The sequence below is a fragment of the Tenacibaculum sp. genome (assembly GCF_048269885.1).
Classification (GTDB): Bacteria; Bacteroidota; Bacteroidia; order Flavobacteriales; family Flavobacteriaceae; genus Polaribacter.
Window position 1 is genome coordinate 97,419 of record NZ_JBLWTZ010000011.1, and the last position, 16,134, is coordinate 113,552.

Here is a 16,134-nt window from a genome sequence, read left to right on the forward strand (position 1 = left end):
ATTATGGGAAAATTTTCTGAAATAATTAAAGGAGACAAACCTGTTTTGGTTGATTTCTTTGCTGAATGGTGTGGTCCATGTAAAATGATGGCTCCTATATTAAAAGAAGTAAAAGAAGATTTAGGAGAAAATGTTATTATTTTAAAAATAGACATTGATAAAAATCAACAAATAGCTAATACCTACCAAATTAGGGGTGTTCCCACCTTTATGCTTTTTAAAAAAGGCACCCTATTATGGAGACAATCAGGAATGTTATATAAGAACGATTTGATTAGTATTATTAATAACCATGTGAAATAATATCATTATTTTTATTCCTCCTAATTGCTACAAAAAAAACGTTCTTATTTAATAACCTCATAAACAATCTTCGGTATGGAAGACATGCTCTTTTATGATAGAATGCAGTTTGCTTTCACTATTACTTTTCACTACTTATTTCCACAATTAACAATGGGACTATCACTAATGATAGTCTTCTTTAAATGGAAATTTTTAAGAACTAAACTTGAAAAATACAACGACGCTGCTAAGTTTTGGATGAAAATCTTTGCTTTAAACTTTGCTATGGGAGTAGTTACCGGAATTCCTATGGAGTTTCAATTCGGAACTAACTGGGCTAAGTTCTCCGAGCTTACTGGTGGTATTATAGGTCAAACATTGGCTATGGAAGGGATGTTTTCTTTCTTCCTAGAATCTTCCTTTTTAGGATTGTTTTTATTTGGTGAAAAAAAGCTAGGACATAAACTTCATTTTTTAACTGGGTTCCTTGTCTTTTTAGGTTCTTGGGCAAGTGGCTTTTTAATCATTGCGACACATTCTTGGATGCAAAATCCTGTAGGCTATGAAATACTAGCCAACGGTAAGTTTGTACTAAATAACTTTTCAGCCTTATTCTCAAACCCGTGGTTATGGCCTTCTTATTTGCATAATCAAGCAGCCTCCTTGGTTACCAGTTCTTTTGTAGTTACTGGTATTGGAGCTCTTTACCTTTTAAACAAGAAGCATTTAGAATTTGGTAAATTATTTTTAAAAACCGGAGTTGTTTTCGGAGTTGTAGCATCTATTTTAGTTGCTTTTCCTACAGGCGATTTAGCCGCTAAAAATGTAGTAAAATATCAACCTATAACCTTTGCCGCTATGGAGGGAATATTTGAAACAGAAAAAGGAGGCTCTGAAATAGTGCTAATTGGGCAACCAAATATGCTAGAGAAAAAATTAGACAATAAAATAGCTGTCCCTAACATCTTAAGCTTTTTAACCTATCAAGAATGGAATGCAGAAATTAAAGGACTCAATGAGTTTGATGAAAAAAATTACCCAACAAACATACCGGGTTTGTATTATGCATATCATATAATGGTGGGATTAGGAACTATTTTTATTGCTTTGATGTTAGCTAGCATTGTTCAATTATTTAGAAAAAAGTTATATGATACAAAATGGATTTTATGGGCATTACTCTTTATGATTCCATTTCCTTATATTGCTAATACCACTGGTTGGTATACTGCTGAATTAGGCCGTCAACCTTGGTTAGTTTATAATTTACTACGAACATCTGCTGGAGCATCTCCTACAGTATCCTCAGGAAACACTTTATTTACTCTTTTAGGATTTATCGGATTATACCTACTATTAGGAATGTTATTTTTAATTTTAGTTGGAAAAATCATTAACAAAGGACCTCAAACAACACGTTAAGTTATGGAACTATTTTGGTATGTAGTATTAGTTACAATGTTAGCCATTTATGTTATTTTAGATGGTTATGATTTTGGGGCAGGAATTATTCATTTATTCTTTGCTAAAAAGGAAGAAGACAAAAAAAAGGTCGTAAAAGCAATAGGTCCATTTTGGGATGCAAACGAAGTATGGTTGATTGCTGCGGGTGGTGTCTTATTTTTTGCTTTCCCAACCTTATACGCTTCATCATTTAGTGGTTTTTACCTCCCTTTAATGATGGTTTTATGGTTACTAATTTTTAGAGCTATTGGTTTAGAGCTTCGCGGACAAATACATAATAAAATATGGGAACGTATTTGGGATAAAGCTTTTGGAATTGCCAGCTTACTTCTTGCCTTATTTTTTGGAGTTGCATTAGGAAATGTGGTACGTGGTGTTAATCTAGGAAATGTAGTAGAGGGTGTTTCAACTCATGAAGCACATTATTTTTTCCTTCCTTTATGGAATTCGGAATTTTCCCCTCATTCTGAAACACTTGGTGTTATTGATTGGTTTACTTTGCTTCTAGGAATTATTGCAGTAGTATCACTAACAATCCACGGTGCCAATTGGGTAATTTTCAAAACCAATGCTAGTATTAATAACCAACTAAAAAAAGTTGTTTTTGCGCTTTCTTTTGTTTTATTAGGCTTAGTAATTATTTCATTATTCGCTTGGCACGTTATAGAACCTAAACCATTTCATAATTTTATAGAGCATCCTTTCCTTTGGGTATTTCCTCTACTGACGTTTGTAGGGTTATTTGGTTTATTCAACGTAAAAAAACACACAAAGCACATTACTGGTTTTTTATATTCTTCGTTGTTTTTATTAGGAGGTTTGGCAACTACAGTTGCCTCTATTTTCCCTAAAGTTTTGCCTTCAACTAATAATATAAATCCTGATTTAACCATTTACAATGTAGCTGCTGACGAATACGGTTTGTCTGTTGGTGTAAATTGGTTTTTTATAGCTACAATACTAGTAGTTGTTTATTTTGTTATTCAGTATAAAGTTTTTAAAGGAAAAATGGATGATGTAGATTATGGTGAACATTAGCCTACTTCTTATGCTTAGCTAAATAAAAAACATCCTATTAAAACCTTACTCCTATGTAACTAAAGTTGCAGACAACAGCCTATATAATATTTAAATTAGTATATAATTTAAAAGCTGTTATCATGAAAACTTTAAACACAATAGGCTTGTTATTCTTAGTACTTTTTTCGAGTATGAGTAGCTCTTGCCAGAATACCAACAATACCAGTCTTACTCTTTCTGAACAAGAAAAAAACGAAATGCTTTTGATGTTAGAGGAAGAAAAATTAGCTTTTGATGTATATAACTTTCTTAATGAAAAATGGAACCTACGTGTTTTTGAAAACATCAGTCAAAGTGAAGAGCGACATATAAATGCCATAAAAGGTTTATTACAATACAATAATATTGCTTTTACCTTAAATAAAGAAAGAGGAGTTTTTAAAAATTCTGAATTTCAAAAGTTATATGATGAGTTAATAAATAAAGGACAAAAATCTAAACTAGATGCACTTGAAGTAGGTAAATTAATAGAAGAAAAAGATATTGAAGATCTACAGTTAGCTATTAAGAACACCAATGATGAATACAGTATAAATGTATATACCAATTTAGTAAACGCTTCATACAACCACTTAAACGCATTTAACAGAAACATTTCCAAGTATTAGTTGATTTTTTAATTGTTAGTTAAGAACGTCTAGACTTTTGTTTAGGCGTTTTTTCATTGTAACATTAGTTACTGACTACTGTGTTTTATGCTACTAAATTTGTTCTCATAAAATAGTAAAAATGAAAACATCATATATTAGTTTATTTACGGTAGCACTTTTTATATCTGCCACTACCCTAGCTCAAACTAAAATTTCCATTTCAAAAAATGAAGTTTTAAAAAGAGTTCAGGAAAATAACACCTCTTTAAAAATAGCCGAACAAAACTATTTCCAAGCACGTGCCGATTATAAGCAAACCAATGCTGTATTCTTACCAAATATTACTGCCTCTCATACAGGAATTGTAACAACCAATCCATTAATGGCATTTGGTAGTAAATTGAATCAGGAAATTTTAACACAGGCAGATTTCAATCCTGATTTATTAAACAATCCGAAACGAACACAAAACTTCGCTACTAAAATTGAAGTACAGCAACCTTTAGTGAATTTAGACGGTATTTACCAACGTAAAGCCGCTAAAACTAAAATGGAAGCAACCAACTTACAAACGCAACGTACTCAAGAATATTTATTGTTAGAAGTAGAAAAAGCCTACATGCAACTGCAATTAGCTCATAAGGGAGTTTCCGTATTAGAAAAAGCCTTAAAAGCTGCAGAAGCCAACCAACAAATGGCAGAAAACAGCTTTAAACAAGGGTATTTACAACGCGCAGATGTATTAGCCGTTGAAGTTCGAGTTACCGAAGTAAAAAATCAGTTACAAACAGCAAAAAGCAATGTACTAAATGCTTCTAACTACTTGTCTTTTTTAATGAATGAAACACAGAACAACGTTTATGAACCCTCAGATAGTTTACAAGTACACTTAACGAATCAACTGGCTGATATGACTATTTCTGAAAACCGTTCAGACATTAAAGCCATGGAGTTAGCTTCTGAAGCCTATCAAAAAATACACAAAGCTGCTCAAATGGATTTTCTTCCACGCTTAAATGCTTTTGGTAGTTACGAACTGTACGATGATAAAATTTTCAATGCAGATGCAAGTGGATATGTAGTTGGAGCACAATTAACTTGGGATATTTTCAAAGGTTCTAAACGCTACGGAAAAGCACAAAAAAGCAAAGCACAATATGAAAAGTCTAGATTAGAATACGAACAGTACAAATCTAAAAGTCAATTAGAGTTACACAACACTAAACGATTGTTAACCGATGCTGAGGAACAATTAAAGTTAACCGAATTGGCCTTACAACAATCAGAAGAAGCCTTACGAATCAGAAAAAATAGATTTAGAGAAGGACTAGAGAAAACTTCTGATTTGTTAATGGCTGAAACACAATACGCTCAAAAACAATTAGAATATTACCAAACCGTATATCAGTATAACTATACCAAAGCTTACTTAGATTTTTTAACTAAAGAATAATCAACAAATGAAAACTATATATACAATCGCCCTTGCCGCATCACTTTTAGCATTGAGCTGTGGTAAAAAAGAAACAACCAACAATAACAACAAACCAACAGTAACTGTAACAATTGCCAAAGTAACCGCTAATGATACCAATCCGTTTATCACAGCAAGCGGAAAAGTGGAAGCTACCAACAGTGCTGAATTAAGTACTCGTATGATGGGCTACGTAACTAACATACACGTAAAAGTTGGTGATAAAGTAAACAAAGGGCAATTATTAGTATCTATCAATAACAGCGATTTACAAGCTAAGAAAGCGCAAGTAGAGGCTAACATTATTAAAGCAAAAGCAGGATTTTCAAGTGCTGAAAAAGATTACAATCGTTTTAAAAACTTATTTGAGCAAAACAGTGCTTCTCAAAAAGAATTTGATGATATCACTGTTCATTACAATGTTGCCAAAGCAAATTTAGAAGCTGCAAAACAGCTAAGAAATGAAATCAATTCTCAGTTTGCTTATACGAATATTAGAGCCCCATTTTCTGGAGTGGTGACGAACAAATTTATTGATAAAGGAGCCATGGCGAATCCTGGAATGCCTTTACTATCTGTAGAAGGTAAAGGCGGATTTGAAGTTACTGCGTTAGTACCAGAAAGTGAAATTTCACAAATTAAAAAAGATACTAAGGTTGATGTAACGATTAAATCAATCAATAAAACGGTTACCGGTAACGTATCAGAAGTTAGTACCTCTGCAAAGAATACGGGTGGACAATACTTAGTTAAAATCAACTTAGATAAAACGGATTTCAATTTGTTATCAGGAATGTTTGCAACAGTTCAGTTTCCTGTTGAAAAAACACAAAAAAGTACTGATATGGTTTTAATTCCATCAGAAGCTTTGGTACACAAAGGACAACTATCAGGAATTTATACGGTAAGTCAAAGTAATACTGCTGTGTTGCGTTGGTTACGCTTGGGAAGAACTTTTGGAGATCAAGTAGAAGTTTTATCCGGTTTATCTGCCAATGAAAGTTATATCGTTTCTTCTGAAGGGAAACTATACAACGGAGCGAAAATCAATGTACAGTAAGCAGTTACCAATAAACAGTTTTCAGTTAGTTGTAAAACTAAATTATAAATCATAGTTGAAAGTTGCGTTAGGGATAGAAGCGGCATCCTTTTTACGTCAGTTCGAGTGTCCTGAGCAAAGTCGAAGGATCTATCGAGAACAAGTAAAAAGATATAGCGAATAGCCCGTTAAAACGCCCAAAAAAATATAAATCAATCAAAATGAAAGAAGGTTTAGCAGGAAAAATAGCCAAAGGGTTTATAGGCTCTAAACTTACCATCTTATTAATGGTAGTGTTTATGGTAATTGGTGTGTACAGTTCTTTTTTAATTCCGAGAGAAGAAGAACCACAGATTGACGTACCAATGGCTGACATTTTTGTAGGATATCCAGGTGCGAGTCCTACAGAAGTAGAATCGAGAGTAATCAAACCCTTAGAAAAAATACTTTCAAACATCAAAGGAATAGAGTACGTATACTCTACTTCGATGAAAGAACAAGGAATGGTGATTGTGCAGTTTTATGTGGGAGAAGACATCGAACGCTCGTTCGTAAAACTATACAATGAGATTAACAAGCACATGGATCAAATGCCGAAAGGTGTTACCATGCCTTTGGTAAAAACACGTGCCATTGACGATGTACCCATGTTAGGGTTGACTTTATGGAGCGAAAACTACGACGATTATCAGTTAAAGCAAATTGCGCAAGAGCTTACCAACGAAATTGAAAAGGTAAACGATGTTGCCATTACGCAAAAAATTGGAGGAAGGAACCGTGAGGTTCGTGTGGTTGTAGATAAAGACAAACTAGCAGCTAGCGGATTGGATTTTTTATCGGTTACTGAAATATTGAAAGCCAGCAATCAGCAGCTAAGTGCAGGGAGTTATGATAAAAACGACACCGAGTTTTTAGTCACTACAGGAAAGTTTTTACAATCGGCAGAAGATGTAAAAAACTTGGTGGTTGGTGTACAACAAAATCAACCGATTTATTTAAAACAAGTTGCAAAGGTACTAGATGGACCAGAAATCTCTACAAACTATGTAAGTTTTGGGTACGGACAAGCAAGTAGTAATGCTTCTACCTATCAATCAGAATATCCAGCGGTAACCATATCGGTAGCGAAACGAAAAGGGGCTGATGCCATGCAAATTGCCGATGTTATTTTAGCGAAGGTTGAGCATTTACGCACCAATTTAATTCCTGATGATGTACATGTTGAAGTTACACGTAACTATGGTGAAACAGCCTCACAAAAAGTGTCAGAATTATTATTACACTTAATCGGTGCCATTATCGCCGTAACATTAGTCGTAATGTTAGCCATGGGATGGCGTGGTGGTTTAGTGGTATTCTTATCAGTTCCCATCACTTTTGCGCTTACCTTGTTAAGTTACTATATCTTAGATTATACCTTAAACCGAATTACCTTATTTGCTTTGGTATTCGTAACAGGTATTGTGGTAGATGATTCCATTATTATTGCCGAAAACATGCACAGGCATTTTAAGATGAAACGACTGCCATTTAAACAAGCTGCCTTATATGCTATTAACGAAGTAGGAAACCCAACTATATTAGCCACCTTTACCGTAATTGCTTCGGTATTACCAATGGCATTCGTATCTGGATTAATGGGACCTTATATGAGTCCGATGCCTATTGGAGCCTCAATCGCGATGATTTTATCATTATTTGTTGCATTGACAATTACTCCGTATTTAGGATATATTTTCTTACGCGAAAAAGACAAGCATGGTGCGGAGGAAAAGGTAGAAGAAGACGAAACCAAAGCTATGCAAAGCACGCTAATCTATAAATTGTATGAGCGATTCGAGCGTCCGTTGATTGAGAATAAAACCAAGCGTTGGGCATTCTTAGGAATCACAATTGTTTTATTACTAGGTTCTATGTCATTGTTTTTTACCAAATCGGTGGCTGTAAAGATGTTGCCTTTTGATAATAAAAACGAATTCCAGGTAGTCATTGATATGCCTGAAGGGACCACCTTAGAGCGTACCAATGCTGTAACCAAAGAAATTGCACAGTACTTGGCTACACGACCAGAAGTAGTAAACTACCAAAGTTATGTGGGTACTTCTGCCCCTATTACCTTTAATGGATTGGTACGTCACTACGATTTACGTGGTGGTAGTAACATGGCGGATATTCAGGTAAACTTGGTTGACAAACACGACCGAAGTATACAAAGTCACGATATAGCTAAATTGATGCGAGCAGATATTCAAAACATTGCTAAAAAGTTCAAAGCCAATGTAAAATTAGTAGAAGTTCCACCAGGACCCCCTGTATTATCAACTATTGTTGCAGAAGTGTACGGACCAGATTATGAAAAGCAAATTGAAATTGCCAACGAAGTTCAAAACATCTTACACAATACAACCGATGTGGTAGATATCGATTGGATGGTAGAAGACAATCAAACGGAATACGAGTTTGTAATCGATAAAGAAAAAGCAATGTTATACGGTGTGGCTCCTCAGCAAATTGCTTATACGTTAAACATGGCGTTATCCAACAAAGCAGTTTCAACCTTGTATGATGAAGATGCCTCTAATCAAGTAGGAATTGTGTTTGCTTTGGATGAGAAAGAGAAGTCTTCTGTGCAAGATATTGCTCAGTTACAGATTAAATCGCAACACGGTAACCTAGTTTCTATAAGTGATTTGGTGACTGTTGAAGAAAAGAACAGTGCAAAAAGTATTTATAGAAAGAATCAAAAACGCGTAGTATATGTAATGGCAGACATGGCTGGGGAGTTGGAAAGTCCTGCCTATGCTATTTTAGGGATGGAAGAAAAATTAAAAGAGATTCCCCTTCCGAAGGGATATGAATTGAACGAATTATACATTAAACAACCCGATTTTGAAGACAATTACACCGTAAAATGGGATGGTGAATGGCAAATTACCTTAGAAGTGTTTAGCGATTTAGGTATTGCTTTTTTAGGAGTAATCATCATCATTTACATGTTAATTGTAGGGTGGTTTCAAAACTTTAAAGCTCCAATAGTAATGATGGTTGCCATTCCCTTATCAATGGTAGGAATTATTTTAGGGCACTGGATGCTGGATGCTTACTTTACAGCTACTTCGTTTATTGGAATGATTGCCCTCGCAGGAATTATGGTTAGAAATTCTGTCTTATTGATTGATTTTGTCAATTTACGTTTAGCAGAAGGAGTTCCACTAAAGCAAGCCGTGATTGAAGCTGGTGCTGTTCGTACTACTCCTATCTTACTAACCGCAGGTACGGTAGTTATTGGTGCATTTGTCATCTTATTCGATCCTATTTTCCAAGGATTGGCTATCTCTTTAATGGGAGGAACGATTACAGCAACCATATTAACTTTATTGGTAGTACCATTAGTATACTATTTAATTGAACGTAAAAACTTTAAGTAAAATGAAACTATTAATAATAACTGTGGTTGAAGGACTTCAAGACGAAGTACTAAAACTATTAAAAGAAGCAGCTATCAATAATTTTAGTGCTTCTGATATTGAAGGTTTTCGAAATTCTTTTCCTGTAGTTTCTGTAAACGATTGGTTTTCTGGCAATAAGAAAGCAACGGATTCGTATATGTATTTTTCGTTTACTGAAAACGATAAAATAGATGCGCTGTTTAATTTAATTGAAACTTTTAATAAAAATTTAGAAACAAATAATCCAATACGAGCTGTTGTGGTTCCTATTGATAAATATATTTAATTATGAAAAATAGAATTGTACGTGGTATTGCTGGTAGTTTTATATTGATCAGTTTAATCTTAGCCATTAAAGTAAATAGTAATTGGTTATGGTTTACTGCTTTTGTAGGTGCCAACTTATTACAATCATCATTAACCAAATGGTGTTTGATGGATGATATTTTAACCAAAGTATTTAAAGTAAAAGATTAAGAATTTATTCTACGGAATAATTCAACATGAGTTGAATCTTTTTATACAATTGTAGAAATTGTTGCTGTAAATCTTCTGGAGTTTCAAAAAAGTGCTCCATAATTACAGCAACAATTTTCTATTTATACTTTAGTCACTAACCTTCTTCCTGCTGATTATTCCTTTCTTACAAACGCAATTTCTCTTTCGTAAAATCTTAATCTCATTATAAAAACACTATTACTATATTTGTTTTTATGGTAGAAATTAAAGCTATTCTTATTGACGATGAACAAAGTGCAAGAAATGTTTTATCTAACTTACTAGAAAGAGCTTCTACCAATATTACCATTCTTGATTCCTGTAATAATTTAGAATTGGGTGTTCAAAAAATAAAAGAATTACAACCCAATGTGGTGTTTTTAGATGTACAGATGCCTAATTATGCAGGCTATGAAATCGCAAGGTTTTTTGATGTTATACCATTTGAAATTATCTTTGTTACTGCTTATGATCATTACGCCATTAAAGCTTTTGAGTTAAATGCCATTGATTATTTAGTAAAACCTATCGATAGAAATAAGTTAGATATAGCTCTTAAAAAGTTAGAACATAAGCTACATCAAGAAGCTTCGTTAGTTGATTATCAAGCGCTGCTTGAAACTATAAAAGATAAAAATTATAAAAAAATTGTCATTCCAGAATTGGGTAATAGACATATTATTAACTTAACTGATATTGTTGCTATAGAAGCTGATGGAGCCTACAGTAAAATACACTTATCAACTAAAACAACTATCACTACCAGTAAAAATTTGAAATATTTTGAAAATATTTTGACAGATGAACGTCTTTTCTTTCGTTCTCATAGAACATGGATTGTTAATTTAGCTTATATTGAGTTTTTAAACAAAACAACTTTAAACCTCACTCTAGATAATGGAACTATTACAGCAAAAATTTCTAGATCAAGAATAAGTAGCTTTGAAAGTAATATCTAGCCATAACCCATCATTTCTTTTTATAAAGTATTTTCTTTTATTACTTATGCTTTGTGTTCCAATGACAACAAAAGCACAAGAACCTGTGTTTATACAACTTTCTGAAAGAAACAAACTTCCTGATAATGAATTTTATAACATTCTTGAAGATCATAAAGGTTTTATATGGCTATCTGCCAACAAAGGCTTGTATCGATACGATGGTAAAACCTTTAAAAACTATAGCAACCCTATACAGCGTGGGGCTTCTGTATTTAACACTCAAGAAGATAATTTAGGTCGAATTTGGTGTAATAATATTTCTGGTCAGTTTTTCTATATCCTAAACGATGAACTCCATTTATTTACAGATTTAAGTAACCATTTAAATGGTGAACTAGCTGATTTTGTAATAAGAAATGATTTTTTATGGGTTTTTACTGTAAAAAAAATCTATAAAATAGATTTAAAAACCAAGCAAATATTACAGCAATACACTACTACAAAAAAATTCGGAACTCCGTTTTCTTTTAATAATGCTATTTATTCAGGAGCCATCGATTCTATTATTTCAATAAACAAAGACAACAGTATAACTTCACTAATAGAAACCAATCTTCCTTATAAAGGGAAAAAAGGTAATGCTTTAAGTTTGGGGAAGTCTGTTATTTTTAAAACGGACTCAACTTTCATTTACTCTCAAATAAGAAACAAAAAAAACAGCTTTTATAAATTAAACTTCCCACAAAAAAAGTTAGAACTAGTAAAAGGGCTAGAATCTCTTGAAAAAATAAAACTCTATACTATTTTTGAGCATAACGCTGAAACTTGGATAGCAACAAATCAAGGAATATGGGTTTTTACTTTCAAAAACGCTGCTTTTCAACTAAAAAAAAGATTCTTAAAAAATAAACATATTACCAAAATTATTAAAGATAAAGACAATAATTATTGGCTTACTAGTTTAAATAATGGTGTTTATATTATTCCTAATATTCATATAGAAACCTGTAACATTCCTCTAAAAGAGGAAAACATAAAAACATTAGACAACATAAACGACAGTACTTTAGTTATGGGAAGCAACCATGGAAATGTTATTTTTTATAACACCAATCTTCATACTTCTACAACTATTAATTTACCTATTAACGAAGGAAAACTGTCTAAACTAAAGTACAATCCCAAGCAGCAAAAAATTTACCTTAGTAAAGGGTTTAGAAGTTATGTTTTAGATTATAGAGATTTAACCCTTGAAAAAACTAGGTTTTTTGATGCTGCAAAAAGTTTTTCATTCTTAGCTCACAACGATTTACTGTATACCAACCATAACAAAGTTGTTTTATTAAAAAATGCTAATTACCACGGTAAAGAAAAATTTATTTCAACAAATAAAAGAACTTACGATTCTTTTTATGACGAAATAAAGCGCGAAGTTTATGTTGCCTTTGTTGATGAATTAGCGGTATACGACAGCCTTTGGAACAAACAGGTAATTTTAAATAACGAAAAACCCATCTATAGTAAATCGATAACCCAAACCGCTAATGGTATTGTTTGGGTTGCCACATTTAAAAATGGCCTTTTAGGAATTAAAAATGGCAAGGTAATTCGACATTATACCACCCAAGATGGCTTGACCTCAAATATTATTGAAAAAATTAAAGCTGACCAAAATACGTTATGGATTGTGGGGGCAAACAGTATTCAAAAGCTCGATATTCTCACCCATAAATTTAAAACACTCACCAAACGAGACGGTATTAAATCTTACAATATTTCTGGTATTGAAATAATTGGTAACAAAATCTATTTCTCATCTGACAAAGGGTTATTTTCCATTGATAAAAACAATGCTTTTAAAACATTACATCCTAAAGTATATTTTAATGCTGTAGAAATTAATGAAAAAGATACCTTAATTACTTCAAATTATACCTTAAGGTATAATCAAAATGCAATAAGAATAAATTTTAATGTCAATGGCTTTTTGTTTAACCAAAAAGGAACATATAAATATCGTTTAAGAGGATACAACGATGCTTGGTTAACCACAGCTATTGGTGAAAACTCAATAAAATACAATAGTTTACCCGCGGGTGAATACACCTTTCAAGTACACCCATTTTTAAATAGTACAAGTACTAACTATGAAATAAAAGAGCTACACTTTTTTATTAAAAAACCATTTTGGAGAACCTTATGGTTTATCTTATTAGTTGCTTCTCTTATTTTGGGAGCTACTATTGTATACTTTAAACAAGCAATGCAAAAAAAAGAAAAAGAGCGCATTGCCCAATTGGAAAAAATATCTTTAGAAAAAGAGCTGATTGCTATTAATTTAACTGCTTTGCGTTCACAAATGAATCCGCATTTTATTTTTAATGCGTTAAACTCTATTCAAGATTTAGTTTTGCAGCAAGACACCGACGCTTCTTACGACTATATTGTGTTATTTGCCAAGCTTATACGAAGTACCTTGAGCTATACAAATCAAGATTTTATTCCTATAGAAAAAGAGTTAGAGTTTTTAAATGTATATCTACAATTAGAAAAGCTTCGTTTTGGGGATGACTTTACCTACACAATTACTTACGATACCCATGAAGAACTGGAAGTTCCTTCTTTGTTAATTCAACCTTTTATTGAAAATGCTTTAGTACATGGTTTACTGCATAAAGAGGGAGAAAAAAAACTAGACATTACCTTCCATTTATCAAAAAACACCTTGCAATGTTTTATTATTGATAATGGTGTTGGAAGAAAGAAAAGTAAAGAAATTAACCTCCGTCAAGGAAACCGCCATGAATCTTTTGCGTTGAACTCCATAAAAAAACGTTTAGAAATTTTTCAAAAACAATATGTTACTAAAATAGGTTTTGTTATTGAAGATATTTATAAAAACAACGCTCCTAATGGCACAAGGGTAATTGTAACCATGCCCTATAGAAAAAGATTTTAACTCCCTATCTTTTTGTTTATAAACTCAAATGGCTATTCATTAAGTCATTTGTTTTCTTGTAGTTACTGTAGAGTATACTTGTCATAAATTTTAAATAAAATGAATATGAAACAAGTTTACTTACTAATTACTTTATTACTCTTACCTTTTACAATACAGGCGCAACAAAACTTTTTTGAAGCATTAGAAAACAATGGTGATGGGGCTACCTACCGTGGTTTTGGTGCTTTGGTAGCTAAAGGCGATGGAACTTATAATTTTAAAACAGACTATCTTCCTGTTAAAATTGAATTAGAGCGCACCCCATCGGGCATTCCTGTTGGTTTTGAAGCTAGATTTATTAGTGAAGATAAGCGTGCTTTTCGTGAAACTGAATTAAGTGATTATGGCACAATAGATAACTACATCCATCCTATTAGTATAAAACATAGGTACACAAAAGAAGGCTATGTGGTAATTGATGATTTGCTATTCCGGTTAGATAAAATATACGACGGAAGTTTTCCTAGTATGGAAAATGTAGCTTCGGTTTATGTGCTTGAAAAAGACAGAAAAGCTACGACTACAACTGAAGCCCCAAAAAAGAAAAAAGGAGGTTTTCTCTCTAGAATGAAAGCTAAAATTAAAACGGCAAAAATTTCATCTGCTGCCTCCAACCCTACTTACAAATACCTTACTTCTTTAAACCTTGATAAAAAGTTTAATGATTATATCGCTGCCATGAAGCTAAAACAAGCAATTCCTTTAACAGCAAAAGACAATGCTAAAATAGCTGACATAAAGAGAGCTAAAACCATGGGAGAAGAAGAAATTAAACGTTATAATGATTCTATCAGAGCCACTCCTGAATATAAAAGATTGAAAGAACATCAAGCTCGTATGAAAGCCATGGATGAGGGAAATGCTTTAACAACCGTAACCATTATAAACCGAACTGGTAAAGATATTTATGTATTTGAAGAAGGATCTAGTAATGCAAGCAAAATAACCAACTCAAGCTCCTTAAAAGTACCTTGTACTAAAAATTATTACTACAATTTCAACCCTAATTCTTCTAATAAATCTTCTTGTTATAGTGCCAATAGTGCATGTAACTATAGTATAACAATCAAATAAAACAGTTAATTCAAAATCAATCACTCATGAAATCAAATAAAGTTTTCAACCTACTTGTAGCAACTCTTTGTGTATTCTTTTTAACTGCTTGTAGTGACGATGATACTATTGCTCAAAAAGCAAATGAAATTAAAATAGGATCTAAAAAGTTTGAACTTAAAAATATGGTGCTTTTTAATAACGGAACACATAATAATCTTACCAATTTTGAATTATACCTTTCTAGTCCAGGTCTTATTATTGATGAAAATAAAGACCCAAAAGGTAATGGAAACATATTGGTTCTTGATCTTTATGCTAACGAAGACACAAAATTAACAGGAGGAAAATATGTTTTTAACGACTACAGTAATACTAGTTTTAGTATTATTGGAGGGTTTCATTTCCTAAATTTTGATGCTTCTTTAGGTGAAAATCAAACAGGTAATGCTATAGATATAGTATCAGGAAATATTTCGGTTGATGCTAATAATAATGAATACACCATTACAATTACATTAGTTGATGAAAATGGAACCAATGTTATAGGGTACTACAAAGGAAATATACCAATTCTAAATTACGACGCCCCATAATAAAACCAACTGCTAAATACCTCAACATTATAAATTAATATTGAGGTATTTTATACAACAAATATAGCGTCATAACAAACTATTTCAATTTACTCTTCGTAAAAACGTTTTTTATAAAACTATATATTAAAAGTACTCTTATATTATTGATTAAAAAAAAGACAAATGAAAATTTTTAAATATATTTTTGTATTTATATTACCTTTTACCGTCTATGCTCAAAATGAAGTACCTACCAAAAACATTAATGGTCTTTATCATTTACTTGAAGGAGAAAGAACTTTTGGAAATAAGCAAACCAAAACTAAATTTTTTCAATATGGCTTAATAGATACTACAAAAACAGTAGCCGTAGCTGCTTGTAAAAAGTGTATACCTGCAATTTATAAATATCAAGAAGTAGAAAGTAAAGAACTAAACAGACCAGTTTTTTATAATAATATTGGTCTTTTTTTAATTTCATATGATAAAGAAAGTTTTGTTATGGTAATGGCAGCCAATAAGCAAGATGTAGATTGGACTAACTTTGCATACAGTAATTTTTACAGTAAAAATTACACAAAAGTAAAAGCAATGTCTCAAAAAAAAATTAAAGAATTTATTGTACGAATAGCAAATTAGTAATCGTCTTTCATAAAACATGCCCCCTAAAAATCAATTGAAT

At 32.3% G+C, this 16,134-nt stretch carries 14 protein-coding genes; all 14 read left to right on the forward strand.

The window, feature by feature from the left end; genetic code table 11:
- The first annotated feature begins 3 nt into the window (after positions 1-3).
- The 14 genes from trxA (at position 4) to ACN0WY_RS10120 (ending at position 16,091) form a co-directional block, all read left to right on the forward strand.
- Complete coding sequence (gene trxA, locus ACN0WY_RS10055) at positions 4-303, forward strand: thioredoxin (RefSeq protein ID WP_330488400.1); 300 nt, start codon at positions 4-6, stop codon at positions 301-303.
- A gap of 75 nt (positions 304-378) precedes the next feature.
- Entirely contained in the window at positions 379-1,707 is a 1,329-nt protein-coding gene (locus ACN0WY_RS10060; protein WP_417800279.1) for a cytochrome ubiquinol oxidase subunit I, read from the forward strand.
- A 3-nt stretch (positions 1,708-1,710) separates the two neighbouring features.
- Positions 1,711-2,787 carry a cytochrome d ubiquinol oxidase subunit II gene (cydB, locus tag ACN0WY_RS10065; protein WP_417800280.1) on the forward strand — a complete coding sequence of 359 codons (1,077 nt, stop codon included), beginning with the start codon at positions 1,711-1,713 and terminating at the stop codon, positions 2,785-2,787.
- Between the two features lie 122 nt (positions 2,788-2,909).
- Positions 2,910-3,437 (forward strand): DUF2202 domain-containing protein, encoded by a 528-nt coding sequence (locus tag ACN0WY_RS10070; protein ID WP_330488403.1) that lies wholly within the window; start codon positions 2,910-2,912, stop codon positions 3,435-3,437.
- Between the two features lie 121 nt (positions 3,438-3,558).
- Positions 3,559-4,872: a TolC family protein gene (locus ACN0WY_RS10075; RefSeq protein WP_417800281.1), complete on the forward strand. Its 1,314-nt coding sequence runs from the start codon at positions 3,559-3,561 to the stop codon at positions 4,870-4,872.
- A 7-nt stretch (positions 4,873-4,879) separates the two neighbouring features.
- A complete protein-coding gene (locus ACN0WY_RS10080; RefSeq protein WP_417800282.1) occupies positions 4,880-5,953 on the forward strand; it encodes an efflux RND transporter periplasmic adaptor subunit in 1,074 nt (357 codons plus the stop codon).
- A 200-nt stretch (positions 5,954-6,153) separates the two neighbouring features.
- On the forward strand, positions 6,154-9,360 hold the full coding sequence (locus ACN0WY_RS10085) for an efflux RND transporter permease subunit (RefSeq protein ID WP_417800283.1): 3,207 nt from the start codon (positions 6,154-6,156) through the stop codon (positions 9,358-9,360).
- A gap of 1 nt (position 9,361) precedes the next feature.
- A complete protein-coding gene (locus ACN0WY_RS10090; RefSeq protein ID WP_417800284.1) occupies positions 9,362-9,667 on the forward strand; it encodes a hypothetical protein in 306 nt (101 codons plus the stop codon).
- 2 nt (positions 9,668-9,669) lie between these two features.
- The gene (locus tag ACN0WY_RS10095) at positions 9,670-9,858 is read left to right on the forward strand and encodes a DUF2892 domain-containing protein (RefSeq protein ID WP_330488408.1); all 189 of its coding nucleotides are present in this window, start codon (positions 9,670-9,672) and stop codon (positions 9,856-9,858) included.
- Between the two features lie 236 nt (positions 9,859-10,094).
- Positions 10,095-10,838, forward strand: a complete 744-nt coding sequence (locus ACN0WY_RS10100) for a LytR/AlgR family response regulator transcription factor (protein ID WP_417800285.1) — start codon at positions 10,095-10,097, stop codon at positions 10,836-10,838.
- Positions 10,839-10,899: 61 nt separating this feature from the next.
- Entirely contained in the window at positions 10,900-13,779 is a 2,880-nt protein-coding gene (locus tag ACN0WY_RS10105) for a histidine kinase (protein WP_417800286.1), read from the forward strand.
- A 105-nt stretch (positions 13,780-13,884) separates the two neighbouring features.
- A complete protein-coding gene (locus ACN0WY_RS10110; RefSeq protein WP_330488411.1) occupies positions 13,885-14,895 on the forward strand; it encodes a hypothetical protein in 1,011 nt (336 codons plus the stop codon).
- A gap of 26 nt (positions 14,896-14,921) precedes the next feature.
- Positions 14,922-15,470, forward strand: coding sequence for a hypothetical protein (locus ACN0WY_RS10115; protein ID WP_417800287.1), 549 nt, complete (start codon positions 14,922-14,924; stop codon positions 15,468-15,470).
- A 165-nt stretch (positions 15,471-15,635) separates the two neighbouring features.
- On the forward strand, positions 15,636-16,091 hold the full coding sequence (locus ACN0WY_RS10120) for a hypothetical protein (RefSeq protein ID WP_330488413.1): 456 nt from the start codon (positions 15,636-15,638) through the stop codon (positions 16,089-16,091).
- Positions 16,092-16,134 lie beyond the last annotated feature (43 nt).